We start from the raw sequence: 17,585 nt of genomic DNA, 5'->3' as shown, positions 1-17,585 counted from the left end.
AACATGTCATTGCGTAGTTTCCCGCAATGACATGTTTTCCTGTTTCTCGGGTATTCTGGTTAATAGTTTAGATCTCCTCCATAAATAATCTGCTTATATTTACGGCCATTATACCCCGCTTGTTCATATGCATCAACCCAATACCGTCCACCAAACCAAATGGCTATACCTGTTCATCGGCATGGCCGTGATCATCAACTTTACTGGTTTGTTTACCACCATTATGGGCCCGGATGCTAACCTCTACGCCAACATAGCCAAAACCATGGTGCTGCGTAACAACTACGCCGACCTGTTTGCCTGGGGAACCGACTGGCTCGATAAACCTCATTTCCCGTTTTGGGTTGCCGCCGTATTTTTTAAATGCTTTGGTTTTACTACCTGGGCATATAAGCTTCCGGGTATATTGTTTATGATGATGGGCGTGGTGTATACCTATCATTTTGCTAAAGATCTTTATAATAAACAAATCGCCTTATGGGCGGTGCTGATATTACTTACCGCCCAGCATATCATCCTTTCCAATACCGATGTACGGGCCGAGCCTTATTTAACCGGGCTTATCATCGCCGCGGTTTATCATTTTTATAAGGCATATACCCGTAATAATTTTGGACAACTGGTGCTGGCCTGCTTGTTCACTGCCTGCGCCGTGATGACGAAGGGCATGTTCGCACTCATCACTATCGGCGGGGCTGTAGTTGGCCATTTGCTCATTACCCGCCAATGGAAACAGCTTTTTCATTGGCGCTGGCTGCTGGCCATTGTTTTGGTGCTTTTATTCATCACACCCGAAATATGGTGCCTGTACAAGCAGTTTGATCTCCACCCCGAAAAAATAGTATTCGGACACACCGGTGTATCAGGTATCAAATTCTTTTTTTGGGATAGCCAGTTCGGGCGTTTTTTTAATACCGGACCTATTAAAGGTAATGGCGATCCTGCTTTTTTTATCCATACTACGCTCTGGGCATTTCTGCCATGGTCGTTACTACTGTTCGCGGCTATATTTCAGTTCATCAAAAAGGGGATCAAAAATGTACAGGCGCAAGAGTGGTACTGCATCTGCGGATCGCTTATTACTTTCCTGCTATTCTCGGCATCCAAATTCCAGCTGCCACATTATTTGAATATCGTATTCCCGTTTTTCGCCATCATTACGGCGCAATATCTTTATAAGCTCAGCTCCGAAAAAAGCATTAAAGCAGTACGCATCACCCAGGCTATTGTTATTATATTGATGCTGTTGATTATAAGCATACTGGGGTATTTCTATCGCCCCGAAACATTCGGTTGGATCACCGGATCCATCATCGTTATATTCCTGCTATTATTGATATTTTTACCGGGCAGAATTTCCACGGGTATGCAGCGGATCATTTTCAGCACCATGCAAGCCTCGTTTATCGTCAACTTGTTTCTCAACCTGTGCTTTTATCCATCGCTACTGCATTATCAATCAGGTAGTGAAGCTGCCTTGTGGATCAACCAGAACAATCCACAAAAGCTACCGGTTTATATTAATGACGGCCAGTTTCATGACGATTTTAATTTTTACCTTGATACACCGGCTACCGAAGTTAGCGAGGCCGACAAAAACAAAATAAAGGGCCAGGCCCTGCTATATGCCAACACTGGCGTACTGCATGATCTGGAGGGAAAAGGCTGGAAGTTTAACATAGTAAAAACCTTTAAACATTATTCCGTAACCCGTCTTAAGCCCACATTCCTCAACCGCCATACACGCCAAACAGAACTATCGGAGGTACAGGTAGTGCTCTTAAATCCATAGACAACACTCATAACATCGTTATAAAACCCAAGCTATTGCATTAAATATCAATCCTTTAATGTATATTCAAATAACTTAAGTTTTATCGATGCCCACACCACCTGTAAATAAACAGCGCGTTCAATCAATTGATGTGCTGCGCGGCCTCATCATGCTTGTTATGGCCCTTGATCATGTACGTGATTTTTTTCATCTCAGCAATGTCAATCCTACCGATATGGCCACTACTACGCCATTTTTGTTTTTTACCCGGTGGATAACCCATTTTTGCGCGCCTACATTTGTTTTTCTGAGTGGTGTATCGGCAAACCTGGCAGGCTCCAGGCGCAGTCCGGGCGAGTTCTCCGGTTTCCTGATCAAACGTGGTCTTTGGCTCATTGCTGTGGAAGTTGTGCTGATGACGCTGGCCATATCGGCCAACCCGTTTTATAATTTTATCATATTACAGGTGATATGGGCAATAGGAATCAGTATGATCATCCTGGGGCTACTTAACCGTCTCCCAATAAAAGTGATTGGCTTTATTGGCTTACTGTTGTTTTTTGGCCATAACCTGTTTGATTTGCCCGGCCTGTTTAATCCTGCGACGGCAGGTTCTGCCACTAAAATATTGTTTACCGCCAGTGCCGCCATAATACCGCTCGGAAAATCGCATTTTATATTTTGCCTTTACGCCATACTCCCCTGGACCAGCGTTATGCTGCTGGGCTATACTTTTGGCGCGCTATATCGTTCGGGCTATGATGCCGTGCTCCGGCGCAGGCAGCTACGTTACGCTGGTCTGATCACGCTGGGGATCTTTGTTATCGTAAGGGCCATTAATATTTATGGTGATCCCGCGCCATGGGCGGTACAACGTAATGCATTGTTTACAGTGATGTCATTCCTCAATACCACCAAATACCCCTGCTCGCTGTTATATCTCTGTATGACGCTCGGCGTATCGCTGCTGCTGCTCTCCTATTTCGAGAAAATACAAAACAAGGTCACCGATATATTTAATATTTACGGCAAAGTGCCTTTCTTTTATTACGTGCCCCATTTTTATATCATCAGGGTATTGAGCATCATTTTCTTTTTTGCCTGGGGGTACACCAGTAAAGATATCGGCACACCACAATCCCCTCTCTGGTTCCGTCCCCCATCCTTTGGCTATAGTTTGCTGGTGGTTTACCTGATATGGCTGCTGGTTATCGCGTCTCTTTATTTTCCATGCCGGTGGTTTGGCAAATACAAGCAAACGCATAAGCAATGGTGGTTGAGTTATTTGTAAGTCTCTTTCCTAAGTTCTGAGTCGGGAGTCTAAAGACAAGCCATCAGCCTAATCAAAAGTTCCCCCTTCAGGCTGTTAGGGGCCTCAATGAAGCACCTTTGGCCGTTCCCTCCTTACGGGTGTTAAATAGTTATTATCCGTTAGCCAATCGGCCAGGCGCTGTGGCCAGGTATTGATGGATTGCAGTTTAGACCGGTTGCCCATGTTAAAACCATGGCTGCCCTGTGTGTACAGATGCATCTCTACAGGTATTTTGGCGGCACGGTACGCGTTCAACAATTTCACCAACGGTGTTGAACAGCAAGGATCATCATTGGCAGCCAGCAAAAATGCAGGCGGTGCATCGGCAGGTAATTCATCAGGTACGTACAGCGGACCAGGATATATCTGGATCACAAAATTTGGTCGGGCATTCAGTCGATCTACCGGATCAGGCGCATTCGCATTGCCTTTACCCTCTCCATAAGCCACCATATCTACCACCTCGCCACCTGCCGAAAAGCCCATCATCCCTATCCGGTTAGTATCCAAGCCATATTCGGTTGCCTTACTGCGCACCAGTCGCATGGCCCTATAACCATCCTGTTTGGCATGTACATCAATTTTATAGGGCGATAGCGTGTCCCTGCCCAAACGATATTTTAATACAAAAACGGTTACGCCCAGGTTGCTCAGGTATTTACCAGGCTCAATCCCTTCGGCCGTATAAACCAGCAAACGATGACCACCACCCGGGCATACCACAATGGCCGCGCCGTTGGCCTTACCCGCTGGTGGTGCAAAAACCGTGAGCGATGGATTATGGATGTTTTTCACCCAATAGTCTTTAGCCTGCTCAGGCTCATTACGACGGTTCTCAAAACCCGGCGCGCCTTTGGGCCAAAGCGGTATCACGATTGGTTTGTCCTGTGCCAATATGGCTATAGGCAAAGCCAGCAGCAGATACAGGCAGATGATTAGTTTAGTTTGCATGCTTAAATTTAGGGATTTTATTTAGTGATTCTATGTTTACTACCGTCACTCGGCTGAAGCCAAGCAACTGCGAGGTGGTTTTTCTTTCTTCCCGTTAGCAGATAAGCTTCGGGCGAAAGTGGGCAGAACGATGCGGGCCTGTGGGAAAGGAGGGGCATAGCGAACCTTACCTGAAGCGTGGATAATGAGCGAACGAAGTGGAGGTAAGGTTTAGCAGCCCGTGGTTCTGCCCGGTTTGCAGGGCAAAGGCCACGTGCGGCAAAGAAGCATTTCTGATGACTTGATTTTTGGTTACTTTGTATCAAGAGGAGACTATATACCAGTTAGACCAAAGTAAATAGTTAATAAAACTTATTTAACATGTACAACGGTTAAGTAATTGTATTTGGCAATTGCTTTCCGAGTTTTTTTAAGGTAATACTTTGCATTGTTAATCATGGTTTGCATTTCTTGAATTTCAATGATTAGGCAACGTTCATCCTGTAATAACATTTCATGTTCGGTTGGTTCGTACATAATTAAAAAGTTTGTTGAGTTAGACAGTTTCACGCAGAATTTCGGGGGTTTCGCGCTCTTTTGAGGTCTGATTTTTAGCCCTAAAAATGCTCCGCATTTTTACATTTATTTGCGAAAATTGATTTTTGTTTCAAGCTTTAACAGAGGCATAATAGAGCCTGTTAAAGCAATGGAAAATGAGGCAATAAGGCTATTTTATTTTACTATGGAATTTGAAGATTACACATATTTTAATTCCATAATGCAAAATGTCCCTCCTTTATTTGATGAAATACTTTACCTATAGGCTCTATTGGTAATACTTTACTTTGTATAGAGTTCTTTTGATATGCTTGCATTAACAACAATCTTGCTTGTGCCATAGAGACAACGGTCAGATCAGTCATAACCCAAACATCATTCTCGGTTTTAATTGAAACGTCTTTTGTACTTAATTTAATCTTAAATGTATGCTGGGTTTCTAATCTTAGCAGCCTATGAGGTTCAGGTATCTCTATAGTTATATTAACGGTTATTAGGAAATTTAACTGTTCATCTATTTGTTTAATATCCCCATTGCACACAAGGTTAATTTGTTGTTGCGAGGGTATTCCATTAATTATAGCAATATTTTTACTGGTTGGTATTAATGGCTCAAGGGAGATTACATTCATGATAATTTGGTTTAGACTTCCAATTTAAGTGTTATTTAATTGAATACCAATAAAAAAGGCTGAAATTAATCAGCCAGTTTAACATTGGTTTAATTGTGTTTAGTAATTAAAGAAATTCTTTTACATCCATTTCTAAAACGTCCGCAATACTCTTTAAGCTAAGTACATGACAATTGCGCATACCGCGTTCTAAAAACGACAAGTTAGACATATCAATTTTGCTTAGCTCCGCCATCTTACCAATTGGTATTTTTTTAGCTCTCCGGGCAATTCTTATTTTTTGTCCCATTTCAATAAGGAAAGTGTCGTGTGTCATTTATTTAGCGGTTAATCTTTTCCATTTTAATGTACCCTCACAGTTAGCCAAAGCATTTGCAAAACGTTCATCTTGTAACGCTTTACGATGGTTATATCTAAAGGCTGATTCATCACAATAACGTTGTAGATGTTTTGGACTTACAAAGTGGTGTATACCATTGATTTGTTTCTTTAAGATGTTCCAGTAGCCCTCTATTGAGTTGGTATGCACCAATATATCTTCTTTGCGTACATACTCTTTATCCCTATGGTTAACTCGTTTATGAGTATAGTCCAAATGAAGTTTATTGTATGCGGTATGTTCATCGGTTACCATAATGGTATCAGGCGCAACAAACTCTTTAATCACAGGTACAACGTTTTGAGCATTGGTTTTATCAATTACTCTAACTTTTACATTTCCGCCTCTTTCAACCGCTCCTAAGACCATAGCTTTGTTACCCGCACCGCCTCTCACTATTCTTTTATAAGCATGTTTATTCGATTCAGAGCCACCCACATACGTTTCATCACATTCTACTATGCCGTCTAATAATTCAGGGGCATTAAGTGACAGCATTTCTCTAATACGATGATTTAAGTGCCATGCAGTTTTTTGAGTAACACCTAACCATGTAGCCAGTTGCAAACTGCTTATTCCTTTACTATGAACAGATAATATATAAGTAGCTAAAAACCATTTAGTCAAAGGTATTTTAGTATTCTCGTAAATAGTGCCAACTGTTACACTGAATTTACTTCTACATTCTTTTTCCCGGCACTTGAAAATCCTATTGTTAGTTGCAAACCTTTTAACATTCGTAGAGCCGCAGCAAGGGCAAGCAGGGGTGTTGCCCCAACGTTGTTGCTCCAAATATTCTCTACACTTTTCCTCCGTGTTAAAGTGTAATTGAAAGTCGAATATGTTTTTGAATGTTTTCATACCCCTTTTAAGTTGATAAATCAAAGATAGAATAATTTTGGTTTAACACAAAATTATTCTACAATATAAAATTGTAAATTATTTATAATGAATACTTTATAAATAATGACATATTTTGTATGTTAGATATGATGAGCATTTGAAAATGCTTTTAAAAACATAATAACAAGCGCTTAGTCTATAAGTATTTGATTTCTCATTAAATATATTATACCTTTGTAAAACAGGAAAGGCCATCCTTTGTGGATAGCCTTTTTTATAGCCCGCGAAGCAAACCTGTACTGTTCAGAGTGTCCTTTAGAAACGTTTACTCATAGTTAATGAGGCTAATTGTACCATTTTCTACTCTAATGTGGTATGCAGTATATATTGGCTGCACAAAAGACCACATCTTACTAAGTATCTTAATTGGCGGTTTAATTACCGCCTTTTTTTATAATATCCATTCTAAAAATTCGCTTTTCGGCATGCCATTTTCATCTAAAAATTCCTTCTTTCCCCAAACCGCATCTTTTCTACTTGTAGAAAATTGATATTTTACAATTTCACCATCACTACCCAATTTACTTAGTATACCTGAAATTTGAACCTTGAATGCAGCTTCATCTTTTTTCTTTTCAGGATACAAATTAAATAATGCTTCTACTATATCAGAGGACTTTGAGAATTGTTTAAGATTCAAAACAACTTCTTTTACTTGGTCTTTTAGGGAAAGTTTTTTCTTTACTACAGATAGCGAATTATAAACAGGTTCGTTATAAACCACAGAGGGAGTGTCTGATTTAAAAGAGTTTTGGATGTTAGATTTAAAATCAGCAGAAAAGCTATTGTATTGACTAAGTAAATTATCAATAGAAGAAACAAGACCCAATAACCTTATTTTCTCTTTTTGTAATTGTTCTATAAAATCCATCTCTATTTTCATTTGATATACAAAGTAACACAAAAGGATTTTAAAAACAAAATAGAATAGTGAATTATTTTTATTTACAACACAATTGGAGAGATAATATCAATAATTAGTATATAGTTATCAATTTATATAACTTTGCAATCATGGCAAAGCAAGACGAAAAAACCCCACAGGAAGCATCTAACATCTTTCATTCGATAATAAGAGCGAGTGTAAGCAAAAAGGCTACTGAACCCAAAGTTAAGAAAGAACCGAAACCTAAGCCTAAAAAATAAATGCGGCACTATATAATTTACACAACAGTCTTTTGGTTCTTGGTTATCGGCGCACCTATATTCTTTTGTCGATTATCCTATAAATTGATAAACAAAAGAGGCCATCCAAAATTGGCATTAATCGTGTCATTATTTATTTTAATTGGATTTATTGTCCTTTACAATTATATAAATATTGGATAGCCTATCCAACATGGTCTAACACGTATATAGTTACCTATCAAGACAAAGTAACAGCCTCAGCGGCAATTGAGCGCTCTACAACACGCCTTATTCGCCCTGTATAGCTTAGAGATTGCTTCGTACCCTTACAGCAATGACGTATTTTTTATCATAACCCCAAAGTCATAATATACTCCATCCCTCTAAATACCCTAAACTTTTACGAAATTAGAGTGTTCATAACAAGTGGACTATGAACTTTCACCCGTGAACTAAATAAATACGCTATGGCAAATTTCCAGGAAATTATAGCATCAGAAACTCCTGTGCTGGTTGATTTTTCGGCCGAATGGTGTGGCCCTTGTAAAATGATGCCACCCATATTGCAGGACGTAAAACACGCCCTTGGCGACAAGGTGAAGATCATCAAAATAGATATCGACAAAAACCCATCTGCAGCCAACGCCTACAGGATACAAAGTGTACCTACCCTCATGATATTTCAAAAAGGGCAAACCAAATGGCGGCAAAGCGGTGTGATACAGGCCCGGCAATTACAACAGGCGGTGGAGCAGTTTATATAATGCCTCACCCCGGCCCTCTCCATCCCGATAGTTATCGGGAGAAATGGAGTAATAAAAAAGTAAAAATCAAGCAAAGCAAAGTCCTCTCCCTTGGAGAGGATTTAGGTGAGGCTCTTAAAAATTCAAAATTATGGCAACTATCGAAAGCATTCAGAACGCGTATATTGATTATGTACTCACCGAGGGCGAGCAGCCTAAATCGGTTTACATTTTTGCCAAACAAAACGAAATGACCGAGGCCGAATTTTACCAGTTCTTTGGTTCATTTGAAGCGGTTGAACAAAACATCTGGGCCGAATTTGCCCGAAAAACTCTAATGGAAATTCGCGGACAAGAGATTTGGGGCGGATACAGTGCCCGCGAAAAAGCCCTTTCGTTTTTTTACGGTTTCTTCGAGCTGATCAAAAACAGCCGCAGCTTTGCCATTTATACCATCAACAAGCAACCCAAAGGTTTTACTACCCCGCGCGTGTTTGAGCAGTTGAAGGATATTTACGAAAACTTTGCAGACGAGATACTAAAAGAAGGACTGGAATCATCAGAGCTAAGCGATCGTAAGTTTTTCAGCAAGCGTTATAAAGATGCCCTTTGGGTGCAATTTGTATTTGTATTGAACTTTTGGGTAAATGACAACTCTGCCGGGTTCGAGAAAACCGATGAAGCTATTGAAAAAGGCGTTAACGTTACGTTCGACCTGTTTCAGCGTTCACCAATCGACAATCTGTTTGAATACGGCAAATTCCTGGTTAAAAACGGCGGTATAAAGGATAAGATGGGATTTTAATATTACCTATGACAGATGAAAATAATAAAGTCTCCCCTACTGGGGGAGATCCGATAGCTATCGGATTAGAGGGGGCCTCCGAACAAAACAGTATGCCCACCACCAAGGTGCAGCGTTCGGCCAAATTTGTGACCACTGGTATTAAAATTGGCGGCAATTATATCAAGCATTATTCAAAAAAGCTGTTCAATCCGGACATGGACAAATCTGAGTTGAATGAGGATAACGCTACAGACATTTACAAATCATTAAGCGAACTTAAAGGCAGCGCCCTTAAAGTGGCGCAAATGCTCAGCATGGATAAAAACCTGCTGCCGCAGGCCTATGTCGATAAATTCACCCAATCGCAATACAACGCACCACCGCTTTCGGGACCGCTGATCGTGCAAACCTTCAGAAAATATTTCGGTAAAAACCCAGATCAGATTTTTGATAAATTCAACATCCGATCTACCAATGCCGCCTCTATTGGCCAGGTTCACGAGGCAGAGCTTAATGGTAAAAGGCTGGCCGTGAAGATCCAGTATCCCGGCGTGGGCGATTCTATCTCGTCCGATCTGAAACTGGTGAAACCCTTCGCCTTCCGGATGTTAGGTATGAGCGAGCGCGACCTGGAAATTTATATGCGCGAGGTAGAGGAACGCCTATTGGAAGAAACCGACTATGAACTGGAAGTACGCCGTTCCGTCGAGTTTTCAACCGCCTGCGCCAACTTAGATAATGTCGTATTCCCTAATTATTATCCCGAACTGAGCAGCAAACGCATCATTACCATGGATTGGCTCGAGGGCAAACACCTGCGCGAGTTTCTGGCCACCAATCCATCACAGGAGCTGCGTAACCAAATCGGCCAGGCCCTGTGGGATTTTTATAATTTTCAGCAGCATGAGCTCCGCGCCGTACATGCCGATCCGCATCCCGGCAACTTCCTGATCACACCCGATGGTAAACTGGGCGTTATTGATTTTGGCTGTATTAAAGAGATGCCCGAGGATTTTTATTATCCGTTCTTCTCCCTCACCTCTACCAATCTGCTCGATAACAAAGTGGAAACCATCAAGGCTTTCCGTCAGCTGGATATGATCCACAAGGATGACAGCCCCGCGCAGATCGAATTCTATTATACCCAGTTCCGCGAAATGATAGAGCTGTTTGCCATGCCCTACCTGCATGACCACTTTGATTTTAGCCAGACAGCCTTTTTCGATCAGCTATACCGCTTCGGCGAACGCTTATCTAAATTACCTGAGTTTAAACAGGCCCGGGGCGTAAAGCATTTTATCTACGTAAACCGCACCAACTTTGGTCTGTACAATATCCTTCACGAACTTAAAGCCCAGGTTAAAACCGATACTTACAAACCGCATGTAGTGCTGGAGTATTAAGGTTTTTCAGTTGGCGGATAGCAGTAAAAATATATGGTCCTGGGGTAAAAGCCGGGGACAGCGCGTATACCTCTCTGCCTGTACACAAATTAACCGCACCCCTCCAGAGGGAGGGAACTTAAAAAGTAACCTTATTGCGCAACAATGTTTTTGATATCTTTGAGCAACTACCATCACCATGAAAACTGCTTACCTACTCCTGCTCATTTGTATTATTACCTCCTGCAAACCCAAACCTGCAAAAACCAATAGCGATGCTAAGGTTAAGCCGGTTAAAGTTTTGCCGGCATCTTATAAAAGCACCCAGACACTCCAGGCCAGCGCCAAGGATTCCGTTCAAAGTGAAACAGATACCATTAATTACGCCGATTATTACGTTGTAGTGGCAGATACCGGACGTAGTTATAATACACTCCGGGGAAAAATGTTCGATCTGAATAAATCTCTAAACATCCTTATTGACACTATGGATCGCGGTTACAATAAAACCAAAGACCTGATAGCGCTTCCGGATAATTATGACGATGAGATGTACGCAGGCGATTATTATCCACGAAGATCAGTTTCTGATTTTTTAAGCCTGGAATATCTAAACCAGTATAAATCTGATGCCAAAGAAAAAACCATTGCCCTGGTAAGGGGTATCTACGAAACCAAAACAAGCGCCGACAGCGCTCTGCTGGCTATGGGGCAATCAAAAACAGCATTTTCCTTTAAGGCTAAGGTTTATGTTGGCTGTATGCATTAAGCCAGTGAGCAATTTTCAATCCCTTATCACATCCGTATCAACCGGGATATAGCCCAGTTGCCTGCTCATATTAGCTAATTGCCCTTTATGATGGTATTCGTGAGTGATTACGTGTGTAAATAGCTCCAGCGGTGTTAAGGTTAGTACCGTTTCGCCCTCCCTTGGCAAGGTAAGCGGGGCATTAATATCATCCTTGTATTGTTGCAAAAAGCTGGTAACCATCAGGTTCACCTCATCAAACATACCGCGAATAGCCTGTATGTTCTTGTGATTGTCTTCAGTAAAGTAGGGCCGTTGTTCCTGCTGCAAAAAATTGAACAGCCAGCCTAAATAAGTATTAGCCACATGCCTCATTAAACTACCCATACAATCGTTATTGTACAACGGGATTGCTTGGGCCAAATGTTCCGGACGGATGGTTTCACAATAGTTAAGCAATGCCCCACGGGATGACAAAACCAATTGATATTGATGTAATAGCGTTGCGTACATACTATTTGCCGTTTAATAATCAATCCAAATTTTTTCATTGGACAAACATGGCAGCCTATTGGCAATATGGTTTGTCCTTCTCCACAAATTTACGTATCTTTATATTCAACAGCCCGCTTGTCTTTTTATCAGACAATCGGGCTGTTTTGTTAAGGACAAAACAAGGTTAAAAATTGATCATTTTTCATATAGCTATTTGGCAATCAATTATTCAATACTTTTTAAAGTTTAAAAAACCGCTTTAAAATTTGTTAAAAAGTGTTAAAACGAGGTCTTTTTGAGTGTTTTTGATCTGTTTTTAACCCCTTTTTGAGCAGAAAAATGTTAAAATTAAAGGTTTAAAAAGTTTTTAGCTTGTTTTAAGTTTGCACCATTGTAACCAACAATTCAGGATGTAAACATATAGCCGTTTTGTTCAAACATAGTATTGCGGAGTAATTTTAAAACACCCTACCCTTTTTATTGTTGCCCATAAATGAAGGTTTTACTTGCCGGTGCTAATAGTTATATAGGTAAGCTGCTGATCCCCGTTTTGTTGGAGAAAGGCCATGAAATTGTTTGCCTGGTAAGTGATAAGAGGCGTTTTCAGGAGCGCAATGATTTTGCCGGTCGTGTTACCCTCATCGTCGGCGATCTGTTGCGGGAGCAAAGTATTGAGGCATTCCCGGCAGATATTGAGGTTGCTTACTACCTGGTGCATTCCATGGCGCAATCACAGGATCTGGCCGCGCTGGAAGCTTTATCGGCTTATAATTTTATACATGCCCTTGATCAGACAGGTTGCCGACAAACTATATTTTTGAGCGATATCAGCAACGGCAAAATTCAATCTAAGCATGCTGAATCACGCAAACATGTAGAGGATGTGCTAAGGGAAGGTAAGTCGGCCTTAACCATTTTACGGGCAGCTATTATCATTGGTTCAGGTAGCGCATCGTTCCAGATCATCCGTGATATCACCGAAAAATTACCGGTGGTAACCGTGCCCGGTTGGGTTAATTACCCCTGCCAGCCTATAGCAGTACGCGATGTGCTCACTTACCTGGAAAATATAATGCTAAACGAAAAAACCTTCCATCGCAGTTTCGACATCGGTGGACCGGATATTTTAACTTTTAAAGAAATGATACAGGGTTATGCGCAAATACGTCAGCTTAAAAGGCGTATCATCAGCATCCCTTTCCTGCCGGCAGGAGTTTTATCCTATTGGCTAAGTCGTACCAACTCTTTTGACTACGCTACTACCCGTGATCTGGCCAACAGCCTGATGAATGAAAGCATTATGCATGAGCACTCCATTCAGGATATTGTACCCGGTCAATGCTTAACTTATAAAGAATCGCTAATTTTAGCCATGAACCATATACCGGTAAAAAACAATGAGTAAAAACATCCTGATAACAGGTGCATCGGGCTCGGTGGGCAGGCGCCTTATAGCTTTACTGCTTGGTAAGGGTTATAGTGTAAGTGCCTTAAGCCGGACACCGGGTAAAAACCCTGCTGTTAAAACCTTTATATGGGATGTTAACCAGGGCATTATTGATGACCGTTGCATTGATAGTATAGATACCATAGTGCACCTGGCCGGGGCAGGCATAGCCGAAAACCGATGGACGGAGAAGCGCAAAAAGGAATTGATTGACAGCCGTACCAAATCAATAGGATTGATATACGATCTGTTAAAAAAGAGGGAACACCAGGTAACCTCCGTGATCTCTGCATCGGCTATAGGCTACTACAGCGACCGTGGTGATGAACTGATGACAGAAAATAGTTCACCCAATACCGATTTTATGGCTCATTGCTGTATTGAATGGGAAAACGCGGTGGATGAAGGAAAGAAACTTGGGCTACGGATTGTAAAGTTTCGTACCGGAGTGGTGTTGGATAAAGATGGCGGTGCATTGTCCAAATTGGCTCAACCCATTAAATTGTATGTGGGCTCGCCTTTAGGTAACGGCAGGCAATGGATTCCCTGGATACACTGGCAGGATGTAGTGGACATGTATATGCATAGCATTGAAAACACGGCTTTTAATGGCATTTTCAATATGGTAGCGCCTAACCCGGTTACCAACGCACAACTAACCCAGGCCGTAGCTAAACAATTGCATAAACCGCTTTGGGCTCCAAACGTACCTGCTTTTGTGTTGAAGCTGATGCTCGGCGAAATGAGCACCATTGTTTTAGGCAGCACAAAAGTTTCGGCACAGAAGATCCAGGATGCAGGGTTCAGGTTTAAATTCACAGAAATATCTGCGGCCTTAAAGGAAATATATGGATAAAAAAACTCCGATAGTCATTTTCTGGTTTCGCCGCGACCTGCGTTTAAACGACAACGCAGGCTTATATCATGCTTTAAAAAGCGGTAATCCAGTTCTTCCCTTATTTATTTTTGATAAAGAGATACTGGATGATCTTGAAGGCAAAGACGATGCCCGTGTAACCTTTATCCATCAAACCATTGAGCAACTGAGCAAAGAGCTGCATAAATTAGGTACCGGTTTAACGGTCATCTATGATAAAGCCGAACATGCCTGGGACGACATTATTCATACGCATAACATCGCGGCCGTTTATACCAATCATGACTATGAACCTTATGCCATCAAACGCGATAAGGCCGTAAAAGAAAAATTAAACAAGCGTGGCATCGAGCTAAAAACCTTTAAAGACCAGGTTATATTTGAAAAAGACGAAGTTGTTAAGGATGATGGCAAGCCCTACACGGTTTATACACCCTATCAACGCAAATGGTACAGTCTCCTGAAACCATTTTACCTGAAGGCTTATCCTACCAAAAAATATCTGAAAAATCTGGCTAAAATAGAGGTACCACCCATTCCTTATTTAAAACAAATGGGATTTAAGAAAAGCTCCATACCCTTTCCCGATCAGGAATATAAAGATGTGATTGCCGAGTATAAGGAGAAAAGGGATTTCCCGGCTGTTAAAGGCACATCGCGCATTAGCTTGCATTTGCGTTTTGGTACAGTAAGCATTCGGGAGCTGGCCCAAACAGCTTATGCCAGCCCCGATAAAACATGGTTGAATGAGCTAATATGGCGGGAGTTTTATATGATGATCCTATACCATTTCCCGCATACAATGGATCATGCTTTCCGGCCGGAGTATGACCGTATTAAATGGGTGAACGATGAAGCACAATTTACAGCCTGGTGTAATGGGCAAACGGGTTATCCCATTGTAGACGCGGGCATGCGCGAACTAAATGCAACAGGGTTTATGCACAACCGTGTGCGTATGATTGTGGCCAGCTTTTTAAGTAAACACTTACTGATAGACTGGCGCTGGGGCGAACATTATTTTGCCAGGAAACTGCTTGATTACGAAATGGCCAGTAATGTAGGCGGCTGGCAATGGGCCGCAGGTTCAGGTACAGACGCGGCTCCCTATTTTCGCATATTTAGCCCCGATGCGCAAACCAAGAAATTCGACCCGCAACTACAATATATTAAAAAATGGGTTCCGGAATATGCTGATTTTAGCAAATATCCGAAACCCATTATTGATCACGCTTTCGCACGTGAGCGTTGTTTAAAAGCTTTTAAAGAAGCATTAGCAAAATAACTACGGATTAGTTACTGTACCAATTGTAAAGTCATAATATAAAGGAACATCAGGTCCAATGGTAGTACCACTTCCACTCTTTCCATAACCCAACCTGGATGGTATAAGCATAGATACTACTGCTCCTGCTGTCTGTCCTTTTAATGCTTCCTGCACCCCAACAATGAGTTGCCCCAGAGTAAACGAAGATAAAGTTGTTGTGCCCGACGTCCCCGAGTCTGTCGCGGTACTGCCAAATATGCCGCCATTTAAAACTTTGCCTGTGTAATTACTTGTAAAAGAAGATGCCTCGGAAAGAGGATCGGTACCCGTGCCAGGTGTAACCACTTTATAATATAATCCCTGAGCCCGTCCCGACTTAACTTCATTAAATCCCGACAGGTTGTTTTTAGTTATATATTCATTAATTAAATAACGATCATATACATTTACATCTGAAATTACATTAACGTAATAATCAAGGCATTGATTACCCAAAATACGGGTACCAGTATTGCTTGAGCTGCCGGTACCGATACCGTTAACGCCGTAAGCTACCCTCGACGGAACCAGGATCCGGGCTCTGGTACCTTTATACTTGATAATATCATGTATGGCATATTGTAAACCCTTTGTAAACCCGAGTACAGGCCCACCACCCGATATATGCCCTAACAGGCCATCAAAGTGCGCCAAATTAAGGGTGTCTGCATTAACATACTTACCATCAAATGATCTTACGGTTAAAACAAACGCCACACTATCCGGATAATCCAAGGGAGTTGTTGTTGAGCCTTGCGAAAGTATCTGATAATAAATACCGCTGGTATCACCATTAGATACATCTCTTTTCATATTGGTAAGCCCGTTTGCCGAGATATAATTTTGTATCTGGGTTTGATCGTACTGAACTATATTCGGATCGTTCCTCGTTTTTCGGCAGGATATTAAACCTATAGATGTGATCAGTAAAAGCGTAAAAAGTGTTTGTTTCATTTAAATTTATTTGTTTTTTAACCGTTAAAAAGAATCAGTATAAAACCGGCTCTATTTAAGTTATTTATTTTTCGGGCTCAATTGCATTTCCACCCCTTTAGTTCTTTTTAATCTTAATTGATCACGTTATACAACTGTATATCAAAATCAAGCACCGAATTTGCCGGCAAATGTAGTGAATCCTGCGGATAAGGTCCATAAGCATATCTCGATGGTATAAACAACCTTATTTTACCATTCTTTTTCATCAGCGGTATACCTAATTGCCAGCCCCTGATCACATCGCTCAACCGGTATGAGGGATGAAATTCATTGGTCTGCGCTATTACTGTCTGTGATGTCAGTATCCGCCCGGTATACCCAACGGTAACCTGAGTTGAACTGGTGAATAGATCATTTCCTACGCCTTCCTCACCCGGCTTAATAATATAATAAACCCCCGAAGTATCATTATCCGTACGCTTGGCGGTAAGGTTATTCGCTTTCAAATAATCCTGTATCAATTTATCATCGATAGCTTTCTGCTCATCATAATGAATCAAAGGATCGGTGGTCTTTTTGCACGCGCCAAAACCAATAACAATAACAAATAAAGCTAACAGCGTCCTGTTCATTTTTCAAAAGGCAAATTTATTCTTTTATAATAGAAAAACGGCAGCTTAACACTTTTTAACAATTAATAGGTCCATAAGCACACCATCGCCCTATACTTAAGGCTTAATTTTTGAATAAAACGTTCAATTTAAGGTAAAAGTGTGGATGTAATTATGGTTTATAGTTCAGCGTAAGCTTGTTGATCTTCTTCAGCATTTCGGTGAGGTATTGCTTATCGGCCTCGCTGATGTGAGAATCGAGATAATTATTAAATTGCTTTACTATAGCACGAGCCTGGTGACGTTTTTCTTTTCCAAGTTCAGTTAAATATATTTTAACAGAACGTTTATCACCCTGGTTTGATTCGCGGTATATCAACCCTGTTTTTTCCAGCTGACTAAGCATCCTGGATAAACTGGTTGATTTAAGACCAAGCAAAGCCGCAGCCTGCGAAACGGTAGTACCTTCCTTTTCGTCAATATTGATCAATAAGTAGCCAATAGACTGGGTAATACCAAATTCCGTAACCAACTGGTTATACCGGTTGGCAACTGTTTGCCATACTATCTTTAAAAAATAGTCAATCGTTTCCTGATGTTTAATGCTGTTTTGCATGCATACCAAACGTAAGAAATG

General features: G+C 41.3%; 19 protein-coding genes. 10 read left to right on the top strand and 9 right to left on the bottom strand.

What is annotated here, in order from left to right:
* Nucleotides 1–127 precede the first annotated feature (127 nt).
* The gene (locus ACTJKG_RS16130) at nucleotides 128–1,792 is read left to right on the top strand and encodes an ArnT family glycosyltransferase (protein ID WP_440739826.1); all 1,665 of its coding nucleotides are present in this window, start codon (nucleotides 128–130) and stop codon (nucleotides 1,790–1,792) included.
* An 88-nt stretch (nucleotides 1,793–1,880) separates the two neighbouring features.
* Nucleotides 1,881–3,065: a DUF1624 domain-containing protein gene (locus ACTJKG_RS16125; protein WP_440739825.1), complete on the top strand. Its 1,185-nt coding sequence runs from the start codon at nucleotides 1,881–1,883 to the stop codon at nucleotides 3,063–3,065.
* 84 nt (nucleotides 3,066–3,149) lie between these two features.
* Here ACTJKG_RS16125 and ACTJKG_RS16120 read toward each other — a convergent pair whose 3' ends face one another.
* The 5 genes from ACTJKG_RS16120 to ACTJKG_RS16100 form a co-directional block, all read right to left on the bottom strand.
* Complete coding sequence (locus ACTJKG_RS16120) at nucleotides 3,150–4,037, bottom strand: alpha/beta hydrolase (protein ID WP_172337895.1); 888 nt, start codon at nucleotides 4,035–4,037, stop codon at nucleotides 3,150–3,152.
* Nucleotides 4,038–4,783: 746 nt separating this feature from the next.
* Entirely contained in the window at nucleotides 4,784–5,206 is a 423-nt protein-coding gene (locus tag ACTJKG_RS16115) for a hypothetical protein (RefSeq protein WP_440739824.1), read from the bottom strand.
* Nucleotides 5,207–5,312: 106 nt separating this feature from the next.
* Entirely contained in the window at nucleotides 5,313–5,522 is a 210-nt protein-coding gene (locus ACTJKG_RS16110) for a helix-turn-helix domain-containing protein (protein ID WP_440739823.1), read from the bottom strand.
* Nucleotides 5,523–6,446 carry an IS1595 family transposase gene (locus tag ACTJKG_RS16105; protein WP_440739822.1) on the bottom strand — a complete coding sequence of 308 codons (924 nt, stop codon included), beginning with the start codon at nucleotides 6,444–6,446 and terminating at the stop codon, nucleotides 5,523–5,525.
* A 433-nt stretch (nucleotides 6,447–6,879) separates the two neighbouring features.
* A complete protein-coding gene (locus ACTJKG_RS16100; RefSeq protein WP_440739821.1) occupies nucleotides 6,880–7,359 on the bottom strand; it encodes a hypothetical protein in 480 nt (159 codons plus the stop codon).
* A 143-nt stretch (nucleotides 7,360–7,502) separates the two neighbouring features.
* Between ACTJKG_RS16100 and ACTJKG_RS16095 the strand changes: the two genes are divergently transcribed.
* The 5 genes from ACTJKG_RS16095 to ACTJKG_RS16075 all read left to right on the top strand — a co-directional run bounded on the left by ACTJKG_RS16095 (nucleotide 7,503) and on the right by ACTJKG_RS16075 (nucleotide 11,297).
* Nucleotides 7,503–7,634 carry a hypothetical protein gene (locus ACTJKG_RS16095; RefSeq protein WP_440739820.1) on the top strand — a complete coding sequence of 44 codons (132 nt, stop codon included), beginning with the start codon at nucleotides 7,503–7,505 and terminating at the stop codon, nucleotides 7,632–7,634.
* 449 nt (nucleotides 7,635–8,083) lie between these two features.
* Nucleotides 8,084–8,380: a thioredoxin gene (gene trxA, locus ACTJKG_RS16090; RefSeq protein WP_172337894.1), complete on the top strand. Its 297-nt coding sequence runs from the start codon at nucleotides 8,084–8,086 to the stop codon at nucleotides 8,378–8,380.
* 130 nt (nucleotides 8,381–8,510) lie between these two features.
* The gene (locus ACTJKG_RS16085; RefSeq protein WP_172337893.1) at nucleotides 8,511–9,164 is read left to right on the top strand and encodes a TetR family transcriptional regulator C-terminal domain-containing protein; all 654 of its coding nucleotides are present in this window, start codon (nucleotides 8,511–8,513) and stop codon (nucleotides 9,162–9,164) included.
* Between the two features lie 8 nt (nucleotides 9,165–9,172).
* Entirely contained in the window at nucleotides 9,173–10,549 is a 1,377-nt protein-coding gene (locus ACTJKG_RS16080) for an ABC1 kinase family protein (protein WP_172337892.1), read from the top strand.
* A gap of 178 nt (nucleotides 10,550–10,727) precedes the next feature.
* Entirely contained in the window at nucleotides 10,728–11,297 is a 570-nt protein-coding gene (locus ACTJKG_RS16075; RefSeq protein WP_440739819.1) for a hypothetical protein, read from the top strand.
* 15 nt (nucleotides 11,298–11,312) lie between these two features.
* Here ACTJKG_RS16075 and ACTJKG_RS16070 read toward each other — a convergent pair whose 3' ends face one another.
* Nucleotides 11,313–11,789 carry a DinB family protein gene (locus ACTJKG_RS16070; protein WP_440739818.1) on the bottom strand — a complete coding sequence of 159 codons (477 nt, stop codon included), beginning with the start codon at nucleotides 11,787–11,789 and terminating at the stop codon, nucleotides 11,313–11,315.
* A gap of 475 nt (nucleotides 11,790–12,264) precedes the next feature.
* Between ACTJKG_RS16070 and ACTJKG_RS16065 the strand changes: the two genes are divergently transcribed.
* Genes ACTJKG_RS16065 through ACTJKG_RS16055 form a run of 3 tightly spaced genes read left to right on the top strand, consistent with a single transcriptional unit; the run spans nucleotide 12,265 to nucleotide 15,380 of the window.
* The gene (locus tag ACTJKG_RS16065; RefSeq protein ID WP_440739817.1) at nucleotides 12,265–13,176 is read left to right on the top strand and encodes an NAD(P)H-binding protein; all 912 of its coding nucleotides are present in this window, start codon (nucleotides 12,265–12,267) and stop codon (nucleotides 13,174–13,176) included.
* Entirely contained in the window at nucleotides 13,169–14,074 is a 906-nt protein-coding gene (locus ACTJKG_RS16060) for a TIGR01777 family oxidoreductase (protein WP_172337888.1), read from the top strand. Before ACTJKG_RS16065 ends, ACTJKG_RS16060 begins: the two co-directional genes overlap by 8 nt.
* The gene (locus ACTJKG_RS16055) at nucleotides 14,067–15,380 is read left to right on the top strand and encodes a cryptochrome/photolyase family protein (RefSeq protein WP_440739816.1); all 1,314 of its coding nucleotides are present in this window, start codon (nucleotides 14,067–14,069) and stop codon (nucleotides 15,378–15,380) included. Before ACTJKG_RS16060 ends, ACTJKG_RS16055 begins: the two co-directional genes overlap by 8 nt.
* Here ACTJKG_RS16055 and ACTJKG_RS16050 read toward each other — a convergent pair whose 3' ends face one another.
* From ACTJKG_RS16050 to ACTJKG_RS16040, 3 genes are all read right to left on the bottom strand, one after another.
* Complete coding sequence (locus tag ACTJKG_RS16050) at nucleotides 15,381–16,355, bottom strand: FKBP-type peptidyl-prolyl cis-trans isomerase (protein ID WP_172337886.1); 975 nt, start codon at nucleotides 16,353–16,355, stop codon at nucleotides 15,381–15,383.
* A 113-nt stretch (nucleotides 16,356–16,468) separates the two neighbouring features.
* A complete protein-coding gene (locus ACTJKG_RS16045; RefSeq protein ID WP_440739815.1) occupies nucleotides 16,469–16,969 on the bottom strand; it encodes an FKBP-type peptidyl-prolyl cis-trans isomerase in 501 nt (166 codons plus the stop codon).
* 151 nt (nucleotides 16,970–17,120) lie between these two features.
* Nucleotides 17,121–17,552: a MarR family winged helix-turn-helix transcriptional regulator gene (locus ACTJKG_RS16040; protein ID WP_172337954.1), complete on the bottom strand. Its 432-nt coding sequence runs from the start codon at nucleotides 17,550–17,552 to the stop codon at nucleotides 17,121–17,123.
* Between the last annotated feature and the right edge of the window lie 33 nt (nucleotides 17,553–17,585).

The sequence above is a fragment of the Mucilaginibacter sp. 22184 genome (genome assembly GCF_052045695.1).
GTDB lineage: Bacteria > Bacteroidota > Bacteroidia > Sphingobacteriales > Sphingobacteriaceae > Mucilaginibacter.
Note: the sequence above shows the minus strand (reverse complement) of the source record. Positions and strands in the feature narration are given on the sequence as shown.

Excerpts from the sequence above, each read along its gene's own strand:
- ACTJKG_RS16075 (WP_440739819.1), top strand. The coding sequence starts at position 10,728 with ATGAAAACTGCTTACCTACTCCTGCTCATTTGTATTATTACCTCCTGC.
- ACTJKG_RS16105 (WP_440739822.1), bottom strand. The coding sequence starts at position 6,446 with ATGAAAACATTCAAAAACATATTCGACTTTCAATTACACTTTAACACG.
- ACTJKG_RS16110 (WP_440739823.1), bottom strand. The coding sequence starts at position 5,522 with ATGACACACGACACTTTCCTTATTGAAATGGGACAAAAAATAAGAATT.
- ACTJKG_RS16100 (WP_440739821.1), bottom strand. The coding sequence starts at position 7,359 with ATGGATTTTATAGAACAATTACAAAAAGAGAAAATAAGGTTATTGGGT.
- ACTJKG_RS16070 (WP_440739818.1), bottom strand. The coding sequence starts at position 11,789 with ATGTACGCAACGCTATTACATCAATATCAATTGGTTTTGTCATCCCGT.
- ACTJKG_RS16120 (WP_172337895.1), bottom strand. The coding sequence starts at position 4,037 with ATGCAAACTAAACTAATCATCTGCCTGTATCTGCTGCTGGCTTTGCCT.
- ACTJKG_RS16130 (WP_440739826.1), top strand. The coding sequence starts at position 128 with ATGCATCAACCCAATACCGTCCACCAAACCAAATGGCTATACCTGTTC.
- ACTJKG_RS16125 (WP_440739825.1), top strand. The coding sequence starts at position 1,881 with ATGCCCACACCACCTGTAAATAAACAGCGCGTTCAATCAATTGATGTG.
- ACTJKG_RS16080 (WP_172337892.1), top strand. The coding sequence starts at position 9,173 with ATGACAGATGAAAATAATAAAGTCTCCCCTACTGGGGGAGATCCGATA.
- ACTJKG_RS16095 (WP_440739820.1), top strand. The coding sequence starts at position 7,503 with ATGGCAAAGCAAGACGAAAAAACCCCACAGGAAGCATCTAACATCTTT.
- ACTJKG_RS16065 (WP_440739817.1), top strand. The coding sequence starts at position 12,265 with ATGAAGGTTTTACTTGCCGGTGCTAATAGTTATATAGGTAAGCTGCTG.
- ACTJKG_RS16060 (WP_172337888.1), top strand. The coding sequence starts at position 13,169 with ATGAGTAAAAACATCCTGATAACAGGTGCATCGGGCTCGGTGGGCAGG.
- ACTJKG_RS16085 (WP_172337893.1), top strand. The coding sequence starts at position 8,511 with ATGGCAACTATCGAAAGCATTCAGAACGCGTATATTGATTATGTACTC.
- ACTJKG_RS16050 (WP_172337886.1), bottom strand. The coding sequence starts at position 16,355 with ATGAAACAAACACTTTTTACGCTTTTACTGATCACATCTATAGGTTTA.
- ACTJKG_RS16055 (WP_440739816.1), top strand. The coding sequence starts at position 14,067 with ATGGATAAAAAAACTCCGATAGTCATTTTCTGGTTTCGCCGCGACCTG.
- trxA (WP_172337894.1), top strand. The coding sequence starts at position 8,084 with ATGGCAAATTTCCAGGAAATTATAGCATCAGAAACTCCTGTGCTGGTT.
- ACTJKG_RS16115 (WP_440739824.1), bottom strand. The coding sequence starts at position 5,206 with ATGAATGTAATCTCCCTTGAGCCATTAATACCAACCAGTAAAAATATT.
- ACTJKG_RS16045 (WP_440739815.1), bottom strand. The coding sequence starts at position 16,969 with ATGAACAGGACGCTGTTAGCTTTATTTGTTATTGTTATTGGTTTTGGC.